The sequence below is a fragment of the Enterococcus sp. 1001283B150225_161107_E12 genome (assembly GCF_015556925.1).
Lineage (GTDB): Bacteria > Bacillota > Bacilli > Lactobacillales > Enterococcaceae > Enterococcus_B > Enterococcus_B mundtii.
In genome coordinates this window covers 35,886-55,918 of sequence record NZ_JADNNI010000003.1, presented here as the reverse complement: position 1 = coordinate 55,918, position 20,033 = coordinate 35,886, and the positions used below count along the sequence as shown (strand labels likewise).

19 protein-coding genes and 2 tRNA genes are annotated in these 20,033 nt (G+C 39.7%); 2 read left to right on the top strand and 19 right to left on the bottom strand.

Annotated elements, in window-relative coordinates; all coding sequences use genetic code 11:
* Positions 1-182 precede the first annotated feature (182 nt).
* From secA to I2F89_RS03390, 5 genes are all read right to left on the bottom strand, one after another.
* Positions 183-2,717, bottom strand: a complete 2,535-nt coding sequence (secA, locus tag I2F89_RS03410; RefSeq protein ID WP_086334961.1) for a preprotein translocase subunit SecA — start codon at positions 2,715-2,717, stop codon at positions 183-185.
* A gap of 216 nt (positions 2,718-2,933) precedes the next feature.
* On the bottom strand, positions 2,934-3,485 hold the full coding sequence (gene hpf, locus I2F89_RS03405) for a ribosome hibernation-promoting factor, HPF/YfiA family (protein ID WP_010734910.1): 552 nt from the start codon (positions 3,483-3,485) through the stop codon (positions 2,934-2,936).
* Positions 3,486-3,621: 136 nt separating this feature from the next.
* Entirely contained in the window at positions 3,622-4,323 is a 702-nt protein-coding gene (locus I2F89_RS03400; protein ID WP_071866754.1) for a ComF family protein, read from the bottom strand.
* A complete protein-coding gene (locus tag I2F89_RS03395) occupies positions 4,304-5,629 on the bottom strand; it encodes a DEAD/DEAH box helicase (RefSeq protein WP_195513486.1) in 1,326 nt (441 codons plus the stop codon). Before I2F89_RS03395 ends, I2F89_RS03400 begins: the two co-directional genes overlap by 20 nt.
* 263 nt (positions 5,630-5,892) lie before the next feature.
* Positions 5,893-6,183 carry a DUF7662 domain-containing protein gene (locus tag I2F89_RS03390; RefSeq protein ID WP_010734907.1) on the bottom strand — a complete coding sequence of 97 codons (291 nt, stop codon included), beginning with the start codon at positions 6,181-6,183 and terminating at the stop codon, positions 5,893-5,895.
* Positions 6,184-6,314: 131 nt separating this feature from the next.
* Between I2F89_RS03390 and I2F89_RS03385 the strand changes: the two genes are divergently transcribed.
* Complete coding sequence (locus I2F89_RS03385; protein ID WP_071866783.1) at positions 6,315-6,959, top strand: YigZ family protein; 645 nt, start codon at positions 6,315-6,317, stop codon at positions 6,957-6,959.
* An 83-nt stretch (positions 6,960-7,042) separates the two neighbouring features.
* Here I2F89_RS03385 and I2F89_RS03380 read toward each other — a convergent pair whose 3' ends face one another.
* Positions 7,043-7,750 carry a GntR family transcriptional regulator gene (locus I2F89_RS03380; protein ID WP_010734905.1) on the bottom strand — a complete coding sequence of 236 codons (708 nt, stop codon included), beginning with the start codon at positions 7,748-7,750 and terminating at the stop codon, positions 7,043-7,045.
* A 238-nt stretch (positions 7,751-7,988) separates the two neighbouring features.
* Positions 7,989-12,218, bottom strand: coding sequence for a 2-hydroxyacyl-CoA dehydratase (locus I2F89_RS03375; protein WP_195513484.1), 4,230 nt, complete (start codon positions 12,216-12,218; stop codon positions 7,989-7,991).
* A gap of 173 nt (positions 12,219-12,391) precedes the next feature.
* Here I2F89_RS03375 and I2F89_RS03370 point away from each other — a divergent pair, with 173 nt between their 5' ends.
* Positions 12,392-13,000 (top strand): TetR/AcrR family transcriptional regulator, encoded by a 609-nt coding sequence (locus I2F89_RS03370; protein ID WP_081355916.1) that lies wholly within the window; start codon positions 12,392-12,394, stop codon positions 12,998-13,000.
* A gap of 52 nt (positions 13,001-13,052) precedes the next feature.
* Here I2F89_RS03370 and I2F89_RS03365 read toward each other — a convergent pair whose 3' ends face one another.
* The 12 genes from I2F89_RS03365 to atpD all read right to left on the bottom strand — a co-directional run bounded on the left by I2F89_RS03365 (position 13,053) and on the right by atpD (position 20,013).
* Positions 13,053-13,223, bottom strand: a complete 171-nt coding sequence (locus tag I2F89_RS03365; RefSeq protein ID WP_010734900.1) for a hypothetical protein — start codon at positions 13,221-13,223, stop codon at positions 13,053-13,055.
* A gap of 117 nt (positions 13,224-13,340) precedes the next feature.
* Positions 13,341-13,412 (bottom strand) — tRNA-Gln (locus I2F89_RS03360).
* 6 nt (positions 13,413-13,418) lie between these two features.
* A tRNA-Tyr gene (locus I2F89_RS03355) sits at positions 13,419-13,499 on the bottom strand.
* Between the two features lie 87 nt (positions 13,500-13,586).
* A complete protein-coding gene (locus I2F89_RS03350) occupies positions 13,587-13,820 on the bottom strand; it encodes a DUF2969 domain-containing protein (RefSeq protein WP_071866749.1) in 234 nt (77 codons plus the stop codon).
* 74 nt (positions 13,821-13,894) lie between these two features.
* Complete coding sequence (locus tag I2F89_RS03345; RefSeq protein ID WP_071866748.1) at positions 13,895-14,779, bottom strand: ROK family protein; 885 nt, start codon at positions 14,777-14,779, stop codon at positions 13,895-13,897.
* Between the two features lie 65 nt (positions 14,780-14,844).
* Positions 14,845-15,294 carry a GNAT family N-acetyltransferase gene (locus tag I2F89_RS03340; RefSeq protein ID WP_071866747.1) on the bottom strand — a complete coding sequence of 150 codons (450 nt, stop codon included), beginning with the start codon at positions 15,292-15,294 and terminating at the stop codon, positions 14,845-14,847.
* Positions 15,295-15,326: 32 nt separating this feature from the next.
* Positions 15,327-15,602, bottom strand: a complete 276-nt coding sequence (gene yidD, locus I2F89_RS03335; protein WP_071866746.1) for a membrane protein insertion efficiency factor YidD — start codon at positions 15,600-15,602, stop codon at positions 15,327-15,329.
* Between the two features lie 213 nt (positions 15,603-15,815).
* Positions 15,816-15,992 carry a DNA-directed RNA polymerase subunit beta gene (locus I2F89_RS03330; protein WP_161641869.1) on the bottom strand — a complete coding sequence of 59 codons (177 nt, stop codon included), beginning with the start codon at positions 15,990-15,992 and terminating at the stop codon, positions 15,816-15,818.
* A gap of 14 nt (positions 15,993-16,006) precedes the next feature.
* A complete protein-coding gene (gene murA, locus I2F89_RS03325) occupies positions 16,007-17,308 on the bottom strand; it encodes a UDP-N-acetylglucosamine 1-carboxyvinyltransferase (protein ID WP_010734894.1) in 1,302 nt (433 codons plus the stop codon).
* 95 nt (positions 17,309-17,403) lie between these two features.
* A complete protein-coding gene (locus I2F89_RS03320) occupies positions 17,404-17,634 on the bottom strand; it encodes a DUF1146 family protein (RefSeq protein ID WP_029594144.1) in 231 nt (76 codons plus the stop codon).
* A 536-nt stretch (positions 17,635-18,170) separates the two neighbouring features.
* Entirely contained in the window at positions 18,171-18,593 is a 423-nt protein-coding gene (locus tag I2F89_RS03315) for a F0F1 ATP synthase subunit epsilon (protein WP_010734892.1), read from the bottom strand.
* A 13-nt stretch (positions 18,594-18,606) separates the two neighbouring features.
* A complete protein-coding gene (atpD, locus tag I2F89_RS03310; RefSeq protein ID WP_010734891.1) occupies positions 18,607-20,013 on the bottom strand; it encodes a F0F1 ATP synthase subunit beta in 1,407 nt (468 codons plus the stop codon).
* Between the last annotated feature and the right edge of the window lie 20 nt (positions 20,014-20,033).

Genomic DNA, 20,033 nt, shown 5'->3' with positions numbered 1-20,033 from the left:
ATTTCTTGAGGCTCAGAACTTCTTGACCTCAGGGAAGTCATAAAACAAAAAAATGTTTCGTTAAGATTCCCATCTATTTTAGTTTGTGAAAAGGAACGAGCACTCTCATATGAAGTGAGTTCCTTTTCTGAATTTATCAAGTCTCATTGCTCGGTATGAACGATTTCTTTCAATAGGAAAGATTACATCTCATTCTTGCCATGACAATTTTTGAATTTTTTACCACTGCCACATGGACATGGGTCATTACGTCCAACTTTATTTACACTGACAGGCTGTGATTTCACATTCAATCGGCTGTTTTCTTTCGCGCCACCTTCTGTTGGTTGAACAGGTTGCCCTTGAGACACTTGTTCACGTTGGACGTTTTGACGGATCTCCGCTTTCATAAAGATACGTGTTACTTCGTATTCGATTGCACCAATCATGTCTTCAAACATTTTGTAGCCTTCTGTTTGGTATTCGACAAGCGGATTGTTTTGTCCGTAGGCACGTAGTCCGATCGATTGACGTAATTGATCCATTGCATCGATGTGGTCTGTCCATTTTGAATCGACAACACGTAAGATCACGACTTTTTCAAACTCAAGCAATTGCTCAGGACCATTTAATTGTGAAGCTTTCGTATTAAAGATTTCTTGTGCTTTTTCATTTAAGAAATCTTTGATTTGTTGTGGTGTCTTGCCTTCTAGATCAGCCATTGAAATACTGTCTTCATGGACAAGTGTACTACCAGCAAAGTCGACGATTCCTTCAAGATTCCAGTTTTCTTTCTCAAGTTGCGTGTGGGCATCCACTACTCGACTGATTGTTCGTTTGACCATATTCATCAATGGTTCAGATAGACTTGTTTCTTCCATGATCACGTCTTGACGTTGTTTATAGATGACTTCACGTTGTTCACGCATCACATCATCGTATTGAAGAACGTTTTTACGTGTGTCGTAGTTGTTTCCTTCTACACGTTTTTGCGCTGATTCAACTTGTTTCGACAACATCTTACTTTGGATCACTGCATCCTCTTCACCGATCTTCATGCGTTCCAAGAAAGCTTTGATTCGTTCTGAACCGAATCGTTTCATCAAGTCATCTTCAAGAGACAAGTAGAATTGTGACATCCCTGGATCTCCTTGACGACCTGCACGTCCACGTAACTGGTTATCGATACGTCTTGATTCGTGACGTTCTGTACCAATAACAGCTAATCCACCCAACTCACGAACACCTAGACCTAACTTGATATCCGTACCACGACCAGCCATGTTCGTTGCAATCGTAACTGCTCCTTTTTGACCAGCATTCATGATGATCTCGGCTTCTTTAAAGTGGTTTTTGGCATTTAATACTTCATGAGGGACGCGTTCTCGGTTCAATAAATCAGAAAGCAATTCAGACGTTTCAACAGCGACGGTACCTACAAGAACAGGTTGTCCTTTACGGTAACGATCTTTGATATCTTGAACGACTGCATTGAACTTGCTTGTCAATGTCGGATATAACAAATCTGGACGATCATCACGAATGACCGGACGATTTGTAGGGATTTGAATGACTTGGATATTGTAGATTTCTCTAAACTCTTCTTCTTCTGTCTTCGCTGTCCCTGTCATACCAGATAATTTCTTGTACATACGGAAATAGTTTTGGAATGTGATCGATGCCATCGTTTTTGTTTCATCTTCGATCTCCACGCCTTCTTTGGCTTCAATCGCTTGGTGCAAACCATCAGAATAACGGCGTCCATCCATGATACGACCAGTAAATTGGTCAACGATCATTACTTTTCCATCTTGGACCACATAGTCGATATCTAAAATCATGATATAGTTTGCGCGTAATGATTGATCGATATGATGCGTTAAAGCAGAATTTTCGATATCATATAAGTTATCTAAACCGAAAGTTTCTTCCGCTTTTTCAATTCCAGCTTCAGTCAAGCTGATCGTTTTTGATTGAACATCGATTTTATAATCTTCTTCTTCTTTCAATCGTTTGACAAAGTTATCAGCACGCGTATATAACGCAGTTGACTTTTCTGCTTGTCCAGAAATGATCAATGGCGTTCTTGCTTCATCGATCAAGATCGAATCGACTTCATCGACGATCGCATAGTTCAATGGACGTTGTACCATTTGATGACGATAAACGACCATGTTGTCTCTCAAATAGTCAAACCCTAGCTCGTTGTTTGTACTATACGTAATGTCACAATTGTAGGCTTCACGTTTTTCATCTGCTGATTTTGAATTGATATTCAAACCAACTGTCAAACCTAAGAAGTTGTATAACTCACCCATCTCATTGGAGTCACGAGTAGACAAGTATTCATTGACAGTAACTACGTGAACGCCTTCTCCTGTCAAAGCATTTAAATAAACAGGCATCGTAGCAGTCAAGGTTTTCCCTTCACCGGTACGCATCTCTGGAATATTTCCATCATGAAGGACGATCCCCCCCATCAACTGCACAGGGTAAGGGTACAACCCTAATACGCGTTTTGCTGCTTCACGAACGACTGCGAAAGCTTCTGGTAAAAGTTGATCTAATGTTTCCCCTTTTTTATATCTTTCCTTAAATTCGGTTGTCTTTGCTTGTAATTGTTCATCTGTTAATGCTGCCATATCATCAGCATGAGCTTCGATTTTCTTTACAATACTTTCTAAACGTTTTAGTTCTTTCTTATCATTTTCGATAATCGAACGAATAAAATTGGCCATGCGTTGTTTAATCTCCTTTTATATAATATCCAAACTATGTAGACTCTGTTTCTTATTTTATCATTAGTTGTGGATAAATGAAATAACTTAAGTCAATTAAAGTGATATCTTCATAATTATTTCATATTCTTTTTATCTATCCAATCCGAAAAAAAAGCTTGCAGTAGTCATTCGAGACCACTGCAAGTTTTTTTCATGTTATTATTTCGTTATTTATCAATCAGTTTCGATCAATCCATATTTGCCATCTTTACGACGGTAAACAATGCTTGTACCATTCGTTTCTGCATCTTCAAAGATGAAAAAGTTATGGCCTAACATATTCATTTGTAAAACAGCTTCTTCGCTGTCCATTGGTTTCAATGACAAGCGTTTTGTACGAACGATATCTAATTCAGACTCATTTTCTTCTTCGTCTTCATTATTGAACATAACCGCCGCATTTGCTGTATTCAAACCAGTTTCGCGAGATTTACGATTGATTTTTGTTTTGAATTTGCGGATTTGACGTTCCAATTTATCAACAACCAAATCAATACTTGCATATAGATCAGGTGAAGTTTCTTCGGCACGTAATACGAGATAAGGTAATGGAATCGTAACTTCCACTTTTGCTGTTTTTTCAGTATAAACTTTTAAATTCACATGCGCCGTAGCATCGGGAGCATCGCTGAAATAACGTTCTAATTTTCCTACTTTTTTCTCTACGTAGTCACGAATCGCTTCAGTTACTTCGATATTTTCGCCGCGTACATTATATCTAAACATAAAAACTACCCCTTTCATCTACCACAATCAAGAAGGAGAAGGACCACTCTTTCCCTCTTCTTACTTCTATTATATCGAACTCGTAAGCATTTGCAAACTAAATCGCTGTCATTTTACTACTGTTTCTACAAAAAGCTTATCTAGCAAGTGAGAACGTCTGTACTTTATTGGGTGACTGCGCCAAAAGGCAGGACGCTGCATGGAACATCGTTTGGCCAGTCGTATAAACATCATCGATCAGCAAGATATTTTCCCCTTTGATTGTAGGTGTAGATGGCTGATAAACAAATGGTTGGGTCGTAATCAAACGTTGCACTCTTGTTTTCTTGGATTGTGGTATATGGTGTTTTTCTCTGATCAGCAATTCTTGAAAAGGAAGCCCAGCAGCTCTCAATAGTTCACTCACTTGGTTAAATCCTCTTTCGTTGATCCTTTCTGTAGACAATGGAATCGGACAAAAAACAAATGACTTGTATTGTTTTCGCAATTCTTGCAACTCTACGCTAAATGTATGTGCCAACAGGATATCCCCCATGAATTTATATTGTTTGAGCCAAGTACGGAACGCTTGATCGTAGCGGAAGAACGCACGATGACAAAAACGATAGTCAGGGTAACGTGCCTGCCAATTCAAGCAATCTCGGCAATAGTCATGTTGATCAATCGCCTGTTTATTCAATACTTTTTGGCAGCCTTCACACTGGTGGCGACTCTTCTGTCGTATTCGTTGAAATAAGAATTGACATTCCTGGCAACATCTCGCTACTTTTTTCAGTCCAAGCAATTCACCGATTGTTATATTTCTGCTAAATATTTTCTTACAATATACGCATTTCATCTCGTTGCTCTTTTCCTTTTTTATTCATTTGTTTGATTTCTTTACACGCTTTTACGATAGCACGCGTCTTTTCTTCATAGAAAAAATAGACCTGACTATTCGTGAATCCTCCCTTTCGATCGGCACGTCCAGCAATTTGGACCAGTGATGATTTGCTGAATACCGGATGGTCGGCGCCTAAAACAATGACTGAGATCCGTTCAAAAGTCACCCCACGCTCTAAGATCATCGTGGTCAAAAACACATCGTAGTGTTGCTCTCTCATATTTTGGACTTTGCTACTACGTGCTTCATCTTTTGAAGAGGCGGATGTCATACGACAAGGCAATTGTTTTTTTAATTGTTTCTCCAATTGCTCCATTAAAGAGATACTCGGGCAAAACAATAGCACATGGTTTTCTTTGACTAGCTCTTGGATCAAGCGACACAATCGTTGATTCTTTTTTGGGTGCAAACAGCGATTTGCCCACTGATCCCAAAAAAGCAGTTTCGGTTCTGGCAATAATCGCTGATGAAAGCGTAAAGCCAACTGATGAACACTCAAAGCTGTTCGGCTTTTTTTCAATAACTGGTCATCGGGTGTCGCACTTAAATATATCAGTTGGCCATTTCTTTGTAGCGCGGTTGCCACTGCATAAGCTAACCCTTGATCCCCCACAAATGGAAAAGCATCCACTTCATCTACTACTAAAAGAGCAAATGCTCGGTAAAAACGATACAACTGATGCGTTGTACAAATCACTAAAGAACCATAGCGATCAGGTCCTTCTGATTTCCCATGAAGCAAGCGGATCGTTTCTTCTGGGAAGACCTGGCTAAGTCGTAGGTATAATTCCTGACAAACATCGATCCTTGGTGAGGCGATAGCAACTCTCCCACCTTTAGCTAAGGTAGCGTGGATACTGGCGTAAAGCATCTCTGTCTTGCCTGAGCCTGTAACTGCCCAAACCAAATGCTCACCCGATCGTTCACATAGATCATCTGAAATTTGCTGTTGTAGTGTTGTTAATTGACCTTCCCAATAGTGATTTACATGACGCTTCTTTCCATTTGGTTGTTCGAATAAGTAGAGCTGTTGCAGGGTATCGCAACGCCCCAAAAACAGACAGTGGGGACAGTAGTAGGTAGACGCATTGAGCATTACTGATTTCAAAGGGGTCGTTTGACTGCAACGATTGCAATAAAGCTGCTTCTTTTTTACTGTGACTGCATCGACCACTTCATAGTTCAATTTTTTATAAGAATGTTCGTTTCCATATACTTCTCTAGTTAATAATCGTCTGCCAAAAAAATCTTCCGCGTGCATGTGTACTTCTCTCCCTTCGCAAAATAGATACGCAAAAAAAGAAATCCTTCATGCAGAATCAATCGGATTGATCCAATTAGAAAATCAGCTAATCAGCGGACGAACGAACGCGATGATTTCAATGGAAAACAAAAAAAGTATGAAACTGAATCCGCGGACCATTTCTTTAACAGAAACTTTCGGACTCAGATCATACTGATATATGTAGCTAGACCTAAAATTGGACTTGAATCGAGAGATTGGATCAACAGCTAGAAAAATAGTTATTCGTCAAACAACCAACTGGATTTGACTAATTGATTGAATACGATAAATTCTTTTTCTAAATTGATGACCACTACTTCATAGCCAGCATTGATCCAGCCATAGGCGCCTTTTTCAGGATGTTTATAGTCGTTCGCCCACCAATCAGTACTTTCTCGTGCAGAACGGGGCAAGGCACTACTTGGAAAAAGCAACTCATCGATTTGAGTAAATGTCAGCGTGATTTGAGAGCCACCATTTGTCTTTAAATAATGAGTGATGGCATCATACTTTTTGACTCGTTCTTTCATGTTACGCACCTCACTTTTCTTTATTATCCCATATTCCCTTCGTTAAGCAACTATTAACATAATTGTCATGCAGAAAAAAATTCTCTATACTTGAAAAGAGACGAGAACAAACAATGAAAGTAGTGAAACAGATGTTAGAACGTTATTACACGATCAAAGAAAATGGTCAAAGTGAGCTTGAAATAAAAAAATCACGTTTTATCTGCTCACTGAAACGAGTAGAAACAGAAGCAGAAGCAAAACAATTTATCCAAGAAACGAAAAAAGAACATTGGAAAGCCAATCATAATTGCAGTGCGTTCGTGATTGGTGAAAAAAATGAGATCCAACGAAGCAGTGATGATGGTGAACCAAGTGGAACTGCCGGTGTACCGATGTTAGAAGTCATCAAAAAAAATGAACTGATCAATGTGGCTGCTGTTGTGACTCGTTATTTCGGCGGGATCAAGTTAGGTGCAGGTGGCTTGATTCGTGCATATGCGCATTCGGTTTCCCACGCATTACAAGAAATCGGCATTGTTGAAGGGACATTACAACAAGAACTATCGATTCATATTGCCTATCCCCAACTAGGAAAAATAGAAAACTTCTTGGCACTTCAGCAGGTGAATGTGAAAGAAATCCGCTATACAGAAAAAGTCATCGTTGTTTGCATGATCAATGAAAAAGAGGTCACTGCGTTCCAAGAAGCTATCATTGAACTTTTGAGCGGTCAAGTGACATTTACTGAAGGAGCTGTTTCTTATTATGAACAACTCATTCAAACAAGAGACTAAGCCGGATCATATCGAAAAGACCAAAGAATAGGAGGCAGTTATGCCGATGACTATTCTCTGGTCTTTTTATTCAATATGAACGATCATCTTTCTAAATAAAACTCAAAACGGTCGCCGACATATTGGGTACGTACGTATTCAAATGGCGTGCCATCTTCAAAGTAAGAAATCTGTCTTAAACGTAAAACGGCATCTCCTCGCTTGACCTCTAAATATTCAGCAATTTTTTCTGAAGCTAAGACTGCTGAAATTGTTTGTTTCGCCGCACCGATCTTGTTCCCTCTTTTTTCTTCGAGTGTTCGATACAGTGACTCCGTAATTTCTGCTTTGCTGTATCCGTCGATGATTTTTTGCGGAATACTCGCAATCTCAAAACAAATAGGGATATCATCAGCAAAACGAATACGTTCCATTCGTAAGATGGTATCATCTTTTTTTAGTTGCAATTTCTCCATTTCACTCGAACTCGGTGACGTGAGAAAATAAGAAATCGTTCGACTGGATGGCACACGATTTTGTGATTCCATGATTTCGGTAAAACTGGTTGCACCAGACATTTTTTCTTGGACCTTTTCTCGTGCCACGTAGGTACCTGATCCAATTTTTCTTTCAAGGATTCCTTCGTCGGCTAGGTTTTGGATCGCTTGTCTTAAAGTCATTCGACTAACATTGAACTTGATGGCTAATTCTCTTTCTGAAGGAAGACGATCTCCGATTTTCCAGACGCCTTGCTCGATTTCACTTTTGATTTGATCGTGAATTTGTATATATACCGGTAATTGATTCGACATAACATCTACCCGTCCTTTCATTTCTATTTTATTATAACTGGTATATACCTAATTCTCAACAAAAAAGAGCCCACCATGCTGTTCATTCCATTGCCTCACCCTCCGACACAATAACCTTTAGAAAGAAATTTTTTTATCTTAGCTCCTGTTCAATGAGTACTTAAAGTAACAAGTATGCCTATTCTTACTCGTAAATGATAAAATCAAAAAGGCTTTCTTGCTAAACTCAACCGACAAATTATGGATTCAATGTTTTCATGGCCGTTGCCATCATCAAACGGATGCGATTCAATTGATTGACTACGGAAGCACCTGGATCATAATCGATTGCAGTAATGTTGGCTTTTGGGTAACGATGACGCAGCTCTTTGAATACCCCTTTTCCAACGACATGATTTGGTAGACAGCCAAATGGTTGCATGCACACGATATTAGGGACATCATTCTCTAACAATTCAATCATCTCACCGGTTAAAAACCAACCTTCACCGGTCTGATTGCCAATTGATAAAATCTGGCTTGCTTCATCTGCTAATTGATGAATTGGTGTTATTCCATCAAAACGTTGTGATTTCCTTAACGCTTTATCCATTGGCTTTACAACATATTCAATCAAGCGGATAAGAAATTGTGCGACCCATTTACTTTTTTTTGAATGACCTAAGTGTTCATATTTCCAGATTTGGTTGTATATCGAATAATTCATAAACCCCATGATATCAGGAACAACGACTTCAGCGCCTTCTTCTTCTAATAATCGGACGATATCATTATTGGCCGTAGGTGAATACTTGACTAGAATCTCTCCAACAATTCCTACTTTAGGTTTCCTTTGATTCGTTAGCGGAACCGTGTCAAAATCATGGATGATTTTCGCCATATTTCGGTTGAAGTTTGTCAAAGAACCATTTTTGACATTGCGTTCCACTCGTTCAAGCCATTGATGGTGCATTTCATCAATCGCGCCTTTTTCTATCTCATATGGTCGAGTACGGTAAATGACCCGTTCAAAAAGATCACCATATAAAAAAGCAACCGCTAAACGTTTCAATAATGGCAATGTGAACGTAAAACCAGGAGAAGATTCTACCCCTTGATTGCCGAAAGACACAGAAACTACGGGTATCTGTGGGAAGCCAGCTTCATCAAGCGCCTTTCGAAGCAGTGGGATATAATTAGTCGCTCGGCATCCACCTCCCGTTTGGGTCATCATCACACTGGTATGATTTAAGTCATATGTGCCACTTTCCAATGCCTCGACTATTTGCCCGATCGAGATGATTGCTGGATAACACGCGTCATTATTGACGTACTTTAACCCGACATCAATGGCACTTCCACTGTTTCTTGGCAAACAAACAACTTGATATCCTGAGGCTTTTAAAGCAACATCAACTAAACCAGATTGATGGATAGGACTCAACATTGGCAATAACAAGGTATGTGTTTTCTTCATTTCTTTGGTAAAGGTGATTTTATCTGGTGTATGAAATTGTTTCGTTGGGCGAAATTGTTGTTTGGTTCGTGCATTGACTGCCGCTTTTAATGAGCGCAAGCGTATCCTGATAGCACCTAAATTTGCGCCTTCATCGATTTTTAGTACAGTGTATAACTTGCCATATTGCGCCATGATTTCTTCCACTTGATCAGTTGTCACCGCATCGATACCACACCCGAAAGAGTTTAATTGAACTAGTTCTAACTCCTTAGATTTTGCGACGACTCGGGCAGCAGCATATAATCTTGATTGATAGACCCATTGATTCACTACTCGTAATTGCCCCACATCTCCTAGATGAGCGATGCTATCTTCTGTCAAGACATGGAAGCCTTCTTGTGTGATCAATTCTGCAATCCCATGGTTGATTTCCGGATCTAGATGGTAAGGTCGACCTGCAAGGACGATGCCACGTTCATTATTCTGATGTAGCATCCTTAAGGTTTCTTCTCCTTTTTGTTGGATCTCTTTTTTAAAATCAGCTAATGCTTCATATCCTTGGTGTAAAGCTTCTTTTATTTGATCTTCTGAAAACCCATAGTCAGAAAATGTTTGGTGTAACGTCTTTGCCACTGATGCTTCGTTCGCTAGATTCAAAAACGGCTGACGGTAATCGATCCGTCCTTCCCGAATCGCATCAACATTGTTTTTAATGACATCTGGATAACTTTGAACGATGGGACAATTAAAATGATTGTCCGCTTGGTTATTCTCTTTCTGCTCAAAGATCACGCCAGGATAAAAAATGCAGGAAACACCAGCATCGATCAGTGATTGGATATGGCCATGCACCAGCTTCGCTGGATAACAGACGGTATCACTTGAAATCGTGTCGATCCCTTGTTCGTAGATTTCCTTACTCGATCGAGGGGATAAGACTACTCGAAAACCTAAAGAACGAAAGAAAGTCTGCCAAAGTGGAAAGTTTTCATACATATTCAATACTCTTGGAATACCGATTTCACCGTTGACAGCTTCTGTTTTTCGTAATGAGCGGTAACGGAATAATTGCCGAGATTTTTCAGCCACTAAATTGATTTTCTTATCGGCTTTTTTGATTTTGATCTGCGCCCCACGTTCACAACGATTACCAGAAATCAGTTTCCGACCATCAGAAAATAAAGTGACCGTCAACAGGCAATTGTTCTCACACAACCCACAGTGCGTCAGTTCTTTTTCTGTCGTCAGCTGAGACAATTCTTCGAAGGAGAGTAGTTCACTTATTTCCCCTTTTTGATATTCTTCCAGAGCAATCAAAGAAGCGCCATATGCACCCATCAATCCTGAGATAGAAGGACGAACAACTTCTCTTCCACTGATTTTTTCAAATGCTCGCAAGACTGCATCGTTGTAAAAGGTTCCACCTTGACACACGATCTTATTGCCTAGATCTTCTGGTTTTCTGATTTTGATTACTTTGTAGATCGCATTTTTGATCACAGAATAAGATAAACCAGCCGAGATGTCTCCAACAGAAGCACCTTCTTTTTGGACTTGCTTGACCTTTGAATTCATGAAGACCGTACACCTGGAACCTAAGTCCACAGGGTTCTTGGCTGAAATAGCAGCAACCGCAAAATCTTGGATTTCATAACCTAATGACTTGGCAAACGTCTCGATAAACGAGCCACAGCCTGAAGAACAGGCTTCGTTCAATTGGATCGAGGACAATGCGCCGTCCTTGATCGTCATTGCCTTCATGTCTTGTCCACCGATGTCTAAAATAAAATCGACACCTGGTTGAAAAAAATTTGCTGCTTTATAATGCGCCATCGTTTCGACTTCGCCAATATCGATTTTCAACGCACTCTTGATCAACGCTTCACCATAGCCAGTCACTACCGCTTTACCGATAAAGCAGTCTTTGGGCATTTGCTGATACATATTTTTCAATACGTTGATGGTTGTTTCTAAAGGCTGTCCTTCATTGTTTCCATAAAATGAGAATAATAGCTCTCCTGATTGATTGATCAAGGTGACTTTCGTCGTCGTTGAACCAGCATCAATACCTAGAAAAGCCACCCCCTGATGGGTAGCTAGAGCGCATTCTTGCACCTTCGCTTTTTCGTGTCGGCTGCGAAAATCAGCTAACTCTTGATCGTTCTGAAAAAGTGGCGCTAAAGAACGAGAATGATGAAGCAACTCTTGTTCTTGGCTTTCCAATTTCTGGATTAATTCACCTAGTGTCTTTTCCTTTGAAGCTTTTGCGTGATAAGCTGCCCCTAATGCCACGAATAGTTGCGGATTTTCTGGAAAAACCACTTCTTCTGTCGATAAGCCAAGGGTTTCAATAAAGCGTTGGCGCAATTCGGACATAAAGTAAAGTGGGCCACCTAAAAAGGCGACCTTTCCTTTGATCTTTCTTCCTGCTGCTAAACCAGCGATCGTTTGATTGACGACGGCTTGAAAAATACTAGCAGCAATATCGGCTTTCGCCGCTCCTTCGTTGATCAGTGGTTGTACATCCGTTTTAGCGAATACACCACAGCGAGAGGCAATTGGATAAAGCTGTTGATACGCTTTGGCTAGTTCATTCAACCCATTTGCATCGGTTTTCAATAGTGCTGCCATCTGATCAATAAATGCGCCTGTCCCTCCCGCGCAGCTACCGTTCATTCGTTGTTCTAAAGAAGAACCAAAAAAGGTGATTTTGGCATCTTCTCCTCCTAATTCAATCGCTACATCTGTTTCGGGAATCCTTTCTTCGATCGTTTTTGTACATGCAATCACTTCTTGGATAAAAGGCAATTGTAGATGTTCCGCTAATCCCATCCCGCCAGACCCAGTGATTGCAAAAGCAATCGCCTGATCTTGTAAAGTTGTTTTGGCTTCTTCTAATATGTTGATGGTTGCTTTTCTGATATCTGCATAATGTCGTTCGTATTTAGCAAAAAGAGTTTCGCCATGGTTATCAAGAATCACTAATTTGACTGTCGTTGAACCTACATCGATACCTCCGTACATTTTCATCGTCTCGCCACCTTCTTAAAAAGACGCTTTGTTGAACATTGAACAAAGCGTCTGTTATACTACATATATCTATTCTAAAACGATTTAGAGCGATTGCAATAAGCAATAATTGTCAGTTTGTGAGATAAACAACAATCGTGAGCGATTTGTCGACCAAAAGTAAGGAGATTTTTATGATGAAGAAAAACGATCTTCGAGTGAAACGTACCAACAAAATGATTATTGAAGCGTTCTTACGTTTACTAGAAACAAAAAGTATGGAGCGAATCACGATCCAAGAAATCGCCGATGAAGCAATGATCAATCGTGCGACCTTTTATGCTCATTTCAAAGACAAACAAGATCTTTATGAGCATTTATTCCATATTGCTATCCAGACATTTACCTCGATCTTAGATTTGGAACCCTTGATGGAAGGTAATAAATTGAAGCTGAAACGGGTCAACCGTGCCTTAACTCAAATTTACCAATTGGTTGCTGAGAACAAAGCTATATTTATTACGACTTTGGACGGCACTTCGATCGAATTTTTCAGGAAAAAATTGAAAATTTTCTTATCTGAAAAATACGCAACTATTTTTGATCGTCTAAAAATCACAGAGAACGAACTAGAAGTACCTATCGATTTTATCACAGAATACATAACCGCCATTTTTACCGGTACTTTACATTGGTGGGTCACCAGCGATACCGAGATGACACCAAAGCAATTAGCTACTTTAGTCATCAAATTAGTGGGAAATGGTCACTTGACCGTCTTAGGGATCGAGATTGAAAAATAACAAAAGCTCTGAAGAACACAAGATTATGTGAACTTCAGAGCTTTTGTTATTCTTAACGATTTTTAGACAACCATTTTTTAGTATGATTCGTTGGACGTTTCGCTTTGATTTGGACAAATTTTTCTGATTTTTTCGGTACATGGATCTCTACATTGTACTTCTCCGATTTGATCATATCGTAAATTTTTTCTGCTGTTTCATCTACTTTTTGTTTCCACTTCATTTGTGCCGCCTCCTTTTTTTCTTCTTATATCTACTCTAGCCTATAATAGCAAAATCAGCAAGAAACAAGGTGTTTTACACAAAAAAAAGAGTGATCTTCAACTGATCACTCTAGGAACTGGGGTAGCTGGATTCGAACCAACGCATGAGGGAGTCAAAGTCCCTTGCCTTACCGCTTGGCTATACCCCAATGAAATGGAGGAGAGTGGATTCGAACCACTGAACCCTAAGGAACGGATTTACAGTCCGTCGCGTTTAGCCACTTCGCTACTCCTCCGAAAGGTTTGTATCAACCTGACTTAGTTATAATACCTAATTTTCCAAGTGATTGCAACCCTTTATTGAAAATTTTTTTGATATTTTTTTATTCGTGTAAATTCCAATGACGAATCACTGTTTCTATCGCATTTTCAAGACTTTTTTCTTTGCCAAAGTCTTCTTCTCCCAAGAAAATCTCAAATTCTTTTGGTCCATACGCTAAAATTTCACCGATCATTTTTTTACCAATAAATAACTGCGTTACATCATATGTGTTCCCTTTGATCGTTTTTTTGATCTCTTCGGTACGCACTTCAATATCTTTATTCTTTTTTGACATTATTTCCCACCTCCTCAATAGTTTATCACATTTAACGGTAGAAAACATTCACTGTGTGTCTTCTATTTGATAATTTATTTTCCTGCTTCTTGTTGCGCTAGGTAATTTGCGGCTGCCCCTATCAGGTTCGCATCATTGCGATACTCACACAAGGTGATCAATGGATCAAAATCATTCAACCCAAAATGACTCGTCAATTTTTTCATCCGTTGATTGATTTCTGTCAGTAATCCCTCTTTTGCAGAAATTCCACCACCCAATACGATCACTTCTGGATCAAATGAAAATTGAATACTAAATAACCCTTTTGTTAAATAATCATAAAAAGATTCAACTTCTTCTTGTGCGAGAGGATCGCCATTTTCTGCTAATTCAAAGACTTCTTTTCCACTAAAGGTATTTTTATCTAATCCTTTGCGTTCACAGTATCGCCACGCCATTTGGACTGCCGTTCCTAATGTACTAAATGTATGCTCCCCATTAAGAAACATCAAGCCAAATTCTCCGCCATAAAGATGAGCGCCTTTATTCAATTCACCATTAGTGAACATCGCACCACCCACGCCTGTACCAATCACTACAAAAGCAACATTTTGATAGCCACGAGCAGCACCTTCATAAAACTCAGCCATTCCCGCGCAATTCGCATCATTTTCCATAGCGACTGGCAGACCAAACAATTCCTCTAATTCAGTATAAATATCAAACCCATGGATATAAGGAATCGCGCTGATGCCTTCAATCACTTGTCGTTGGCTATTCACAACACCTGGTGCACTAAAAGCAACCCCATTGATTGCTACTTCTTGTGATAATTGTTGGAATACCGATGATAATTGCGCTTTCATTTCTATCCATGTAGCTGGTGTTGTGAACTGACCTTTATGTGTTAGTGTTTCTAGTTCCCAATAACCATATTTGACAGCTGAACCGCCAAAATCGAATGCTAAAATCCCCATAATTATTTGTTCCTCCTCAATAGTTTTTCAACAATATTTTTATTATAAAACGCTTTCGTTCCATCCTATAATTCTTTGGCTAAGGTTACTTGATCTCTAAGAAGTATCCCCTCTTCATAGATTGGTTCTGCGTAATTATTGATAAAGTAATCCTTTTCTCTCGATACTTCTTTAAAGCCTTTTTTCTGATAAAGATGTAACGCTGGATTCGTAATACTTCCTGTACGGATCAATATTTTTGTTGGTTGTTTGCATTCTTTGCTCAACTCTTCAAGTGCATGATCAATCAGCTTGCCACCGATTCCTCTTCCTTGATGTGCAGCAGCAACAGAAACATTCATGATCTCACATTCCGTTTCTCTGATTACATAAACAAGCACACCGATCACTTCATCATGCTCTTTCCAGATAAACCCATCGCCATTGGTCACATAAGCGATCACTTTGTCTTTATCAGGATCGGCTTCTAATAATAACGCCCATGGTAAGTCACTTTTGTTCAATTGTTGAAACATCGCTTTCTCCTATCTGATAAAAATCAATGACTCTATTTTTTGTATTTTTTATAGTCTGGCATCGATTGATCTTCTTTATTACGCGTCAAACGAAAGTGACGAGGCACATAATCGATACCGCCTTTCACAAATGGATGGCAACGAAAGATGCGTGCTGTTCCCATTAGGGTTCCTTTGAGCGCACCATGTACTTGGATGGCTTGGATCATGTAATTGGAACAAGTTGGATAATACCGACAACTTGGTGGGAACGCAGGTGAAATAAATCGCTGGTATCCGCGAACTAAATAAATCAAAAATTTTTTCATGTTTTCATCTCCATATAAAAAAAGGATTGGTCATACATCCACTTACCATCCCCTATAACCGGATAAACGGTGTTCTAAAAGCAACTCCTACAGAAATAAGCGCCAAAACCCAAAAATATGAAAAGCTATTTTCGGATTTTGGCGCTTATTTCTCGGAGCTGTACGCTTTTGCCACAACCTCTTCTTCTCTTATCTGTTACCTAGTGTACACACTTAACTAAAGAAATCGAAGATATGCAACCATAAGCTCAGTTGAAAGACCTTGAATGGACTTCCACCGCCAATCAAACCATATCCGATCATTGTTCCAATGATGAATAATAGGAGTACAAGTAAAATGACAGCTAAAATTTTTACCAAACTTATCAAAATATAGCGTGGACTCGTCATCTCTCGTCACATCCTTAAGCGATTGTTTGTGGTGTTTTTTCGACTGGTGTTTCTTCTACATTTACACGTTCCACATCTGCACCTAATTGTTGCAATTTAATATGGAAATTATAATAGCCACGATCTAAATATTTTAGGTTACGAACGCGTGTGATTCCATTTGCTTTCAAACCAGCTAATACGAGCGCTGCTGCTGCTCTTAGATCTGTTGCATAGACTTCAGCACCTTGTAATTCGTGATTACCATCCATGATTGCAATGTTGCCATCGATTTTTACATGTGCATTCATTCTGCGCATTTCTTCAAGATGTTGGAAACGGTTCTCAAAGACTGTTTCAGTCACAACACTTGTACCTTCTGCAACCAACTGGATAGCAGTCATTTGTGCTTGCATATCCGTTGGGAAACCAGGATGTGGCATCGTTTTTACATCTGTTGGTAAAATATGTTTTGGTCCGATGACACGAACGCCACCGTCTTCTTCAGTGATCGTTGCACCCATTTCGATCAATTTAGAGATCAATGGACGATTATGCTCAGAAATCGCATCAGCGATCAATAGATTGCCTTCAGTCATCGCTGCTGCTACCATGAAAGTACCGGCTTCGATACGGTCTTGGACGATTGAATGGTTGACTGCATGCAAATGATCAACGCCTTCGATACGCATCGTTTCTGTACCAGCGCCATAAACATTCGCACCCATTTTATTTAAGATATTCGCTAAATCAACGATTTCAGGTTCACGTGCGACGTTTTCAATGATCGTCGTGCCTTTTGCTTTGACAGCAGCCATCATGATGTTTTGTGTCGCACCAACACTTGGAAAATCTAAATAGATCGTATTTCCGATCAGTTGATCGGCGATTGCTTCGATATAACCATTCTTTTGAATGATTTTTGCACCCAAGGCTTGAAAACCTTTTAGGTGTAAATCGATCGGACGTTTTCCAATCGCACATCCACCAGGCATTGCAACTTTTGCATGACCATTTCTAGCCAATAATGGTCCCATCACAACGATTGACGCACGCATTTGGCTTACGTATTCATAAGGTGCTTCAATTTCTAATTCTCTCGATGCATCAAGTGTCACACGATTATTCTCTTCATCAAACGCTACATCTACGTTCAAATGACGGATCACTTGATTCATAGTGAACACGTCAGAAAGAATTGGCACATTATCTAAAACGGTTGTTCCTTCTTCAGCCAATAAACTTGCGGCTAAAATCGGCAATACCGCATTCTTTGCTCCTTCGATCTTTACTGTTCCTTTTAATTGATTGCCACCTTTTACGATGATCTCTTCCATGTTGTTCCCCCCAAAAAAATCCGTTGAGTATACATTCGCTCAAAATCTTTTTTATTATATCACTTCTTGTTTTAAAATAGTACCTTTTTTTAAAATTATAGGCTGACGAAAAGATTTCGACATAGCGCAATGATCTCTAAGAAAAAACTGCTCGCTGTATACCCTAAAAAAATTGAAAAAAGGACAATTGCCATTCTAATTTGTGTCGTATGCATTGAACGAAAAAAAGCGTCAACGCGTAAAGAACGCAAAGACCAAAAGGCTAAGTAAATAAATGCCAAATGACTAACGATCCGAATGATTGCATCAATACCATATACTTGCATCATTACGCCCTTTCTAACAAATGTTTTTGATAACTAACACACTGATGATACCATAAATTTTATAAAAGTAGAAATTATTGGTTGTAAAAATGATAAATCTCTGTAATTTTCTTGACAAACTCTGAAAAATGGATGAAAAATATCATTTCTTTCCACTAAAAAAATAATTTTTATTCTGACATCGAATGAATATTAATGAAGAGACGCTTCGTTAACGGAAAAAATCTCAAACGTTTTAACATAGTATACTAAATCTGTGACCGTATACGTTAAAGGGTACGCTTAGTTGAAGAATCTCATTTTAGCTTCACTTGGTTATTCTGACAGAGGTTGTGACAGAAGCGATCAGCACTGAATTGTTGCTTCTGGAACACCGTTTATTCGATGACCTACCGTATCATCACTGTTGACCGTTTATAAAAAAAAGAGATCAGGAAACACACGTGGCTGCATTAGCACCCATAAGTGTTTGTCCTGATCTCTTCTTTTGGGAGTGGTTCTCCCTCCATAATTCAATTACTTGTTAATTATAGTAATCACTTATGTTTTGATACATTGATACGGTTCACTGCTCGGTGTAACGCAACAGTTGCCCGTTTCAGTTCATTCTTATCTTCTTTTTGTTTGGCTTCTTCGATTTGGCGTTCAGCACGTTGTTTTGCACGTTCTGCTCGAGTGACGTCGATATCTCGTTCACGTTCCGCACTATCTGCGACAATTGAAACTAAGTTATCGCGAACTTCCATGATGCCGCCGTTCACAGCGATCCAGTCAACGTGTGTATCTGAATCTGTCCGCTTCACACGAACTTCATCGATTGTTAAAGGCACGATGATGGGTGCATGCTGTGGTAAAATACCAAGTTCGCCAGCAGTAGTTCGTGCAACAACGATTGCCGCATGGTGATCATAAACTAAACCATCGGGAGTAACCACATTAACAGTTAAATATTGATCCATGGGGCACCCCTTTCTAGTAGCCTAGTTTTTTCGCTTTTTCGACAACGTCTTCGATTCGGCCGACACTGCGGAATGCTTCTTCAGGAAGGTCGTCGTATTTACCTTCAAGAATCTCACGGAAGCCTTTGACAGTTTCTTCAACTGGTACGTAAGAACCTGGAAGACCTGTGAATTGTTCCGCTACATTGAAGTTTTGTGATAAGAAGAATTGGATTCGACGAGCGCGTGAAACCAATATTTTTTCTTGATCTGATAATTCATCCATCCCTAAAATAGCGATGATGTCTTGCAATTCACGGTAACGTTGTAATACGTGTTGTACTTCAGTCGCTACTTTGTAGTGTTCTTCTCCTACGATTTCAGGAGATAACGCACTTGATGAAGAAGCAAGTGGGTCAACGGCTGGATAGATCCCTTGTTCGGTCAATTTACGTTCCAAGTTTGTCGTTGCATCTAAATGGGCAAATGTCGTTGCTGGCGCTGGGTCAGTATAGTCATCCGCTGGCACGTAGATTGCTTGGATCGAAGTGATCGAACCTTTTTTCGTTGAAGTGATCCGTTCTTGGAGTTGTCCCATTTCAGTCGCTAAGGTTGGTTGATAACCAACCGCTGATGGCATACGTCCTAGTAAGGCAGATACTTCTGAACCTGCTTGGGTGAAACGGAAAATATTATCAATAAATAAGAGCACGTCTTGTCCTTCGACATCACGGAAATATTCCGCAATCGTTAATCCAGTTAGTGCGACACGCATACGAGCACCTGGTGGCTCATTCATTTGTCCAAACACCATCGCTGTTTTTTCGATTACGCCTGAATCTTTCATTTCGTAATACAGATCGTTTCCTTCACGGGTACGTTCCCCTACACCGGTAAACACTGAGATTCCCCCATGTTCTTGGGCGATATTATGGATCAATTCTTGGATCAGTACGGTTTTACCAACACCGGCACCCCCAAACAATCCAACTTTCCCACCTTTTAAATAAGGTGCTAATAAGTCAATGACTTTGATCCCAGTTTCAAGAATCTCTGTACTTGTGCTTAATTCATCAAAATTTGGTGCTTTCTTGTGGATCTCGCTTCTTTGGGCATCCTCTGGAAATGGTGCTTCCAAATCGATTGTTTCACCTAACACGTTGAACACACGACCTAATGTTTCTGTTCCAACTGGTACAGAGATCGCTTTGCTTGTGTCGATGACTTCCATTCCACGTTGTAGTCCATCCGTCGATTCCATTGCGATCGTACGGATCACACCGTCACCTAATTCTAATGCTGCTTCAAGAACAACTTTTGATTTTTGCTCATCATTTTTATAAACAACTAATGCGTTGTTGATATCTGGTAAGGATTGGTCTAAAGAAAATTCCACGTCGACAACGGGACCGATTACTTGAACAATCTTGCCTGAACTCATCTTTTTTCCTCCAATCTCCT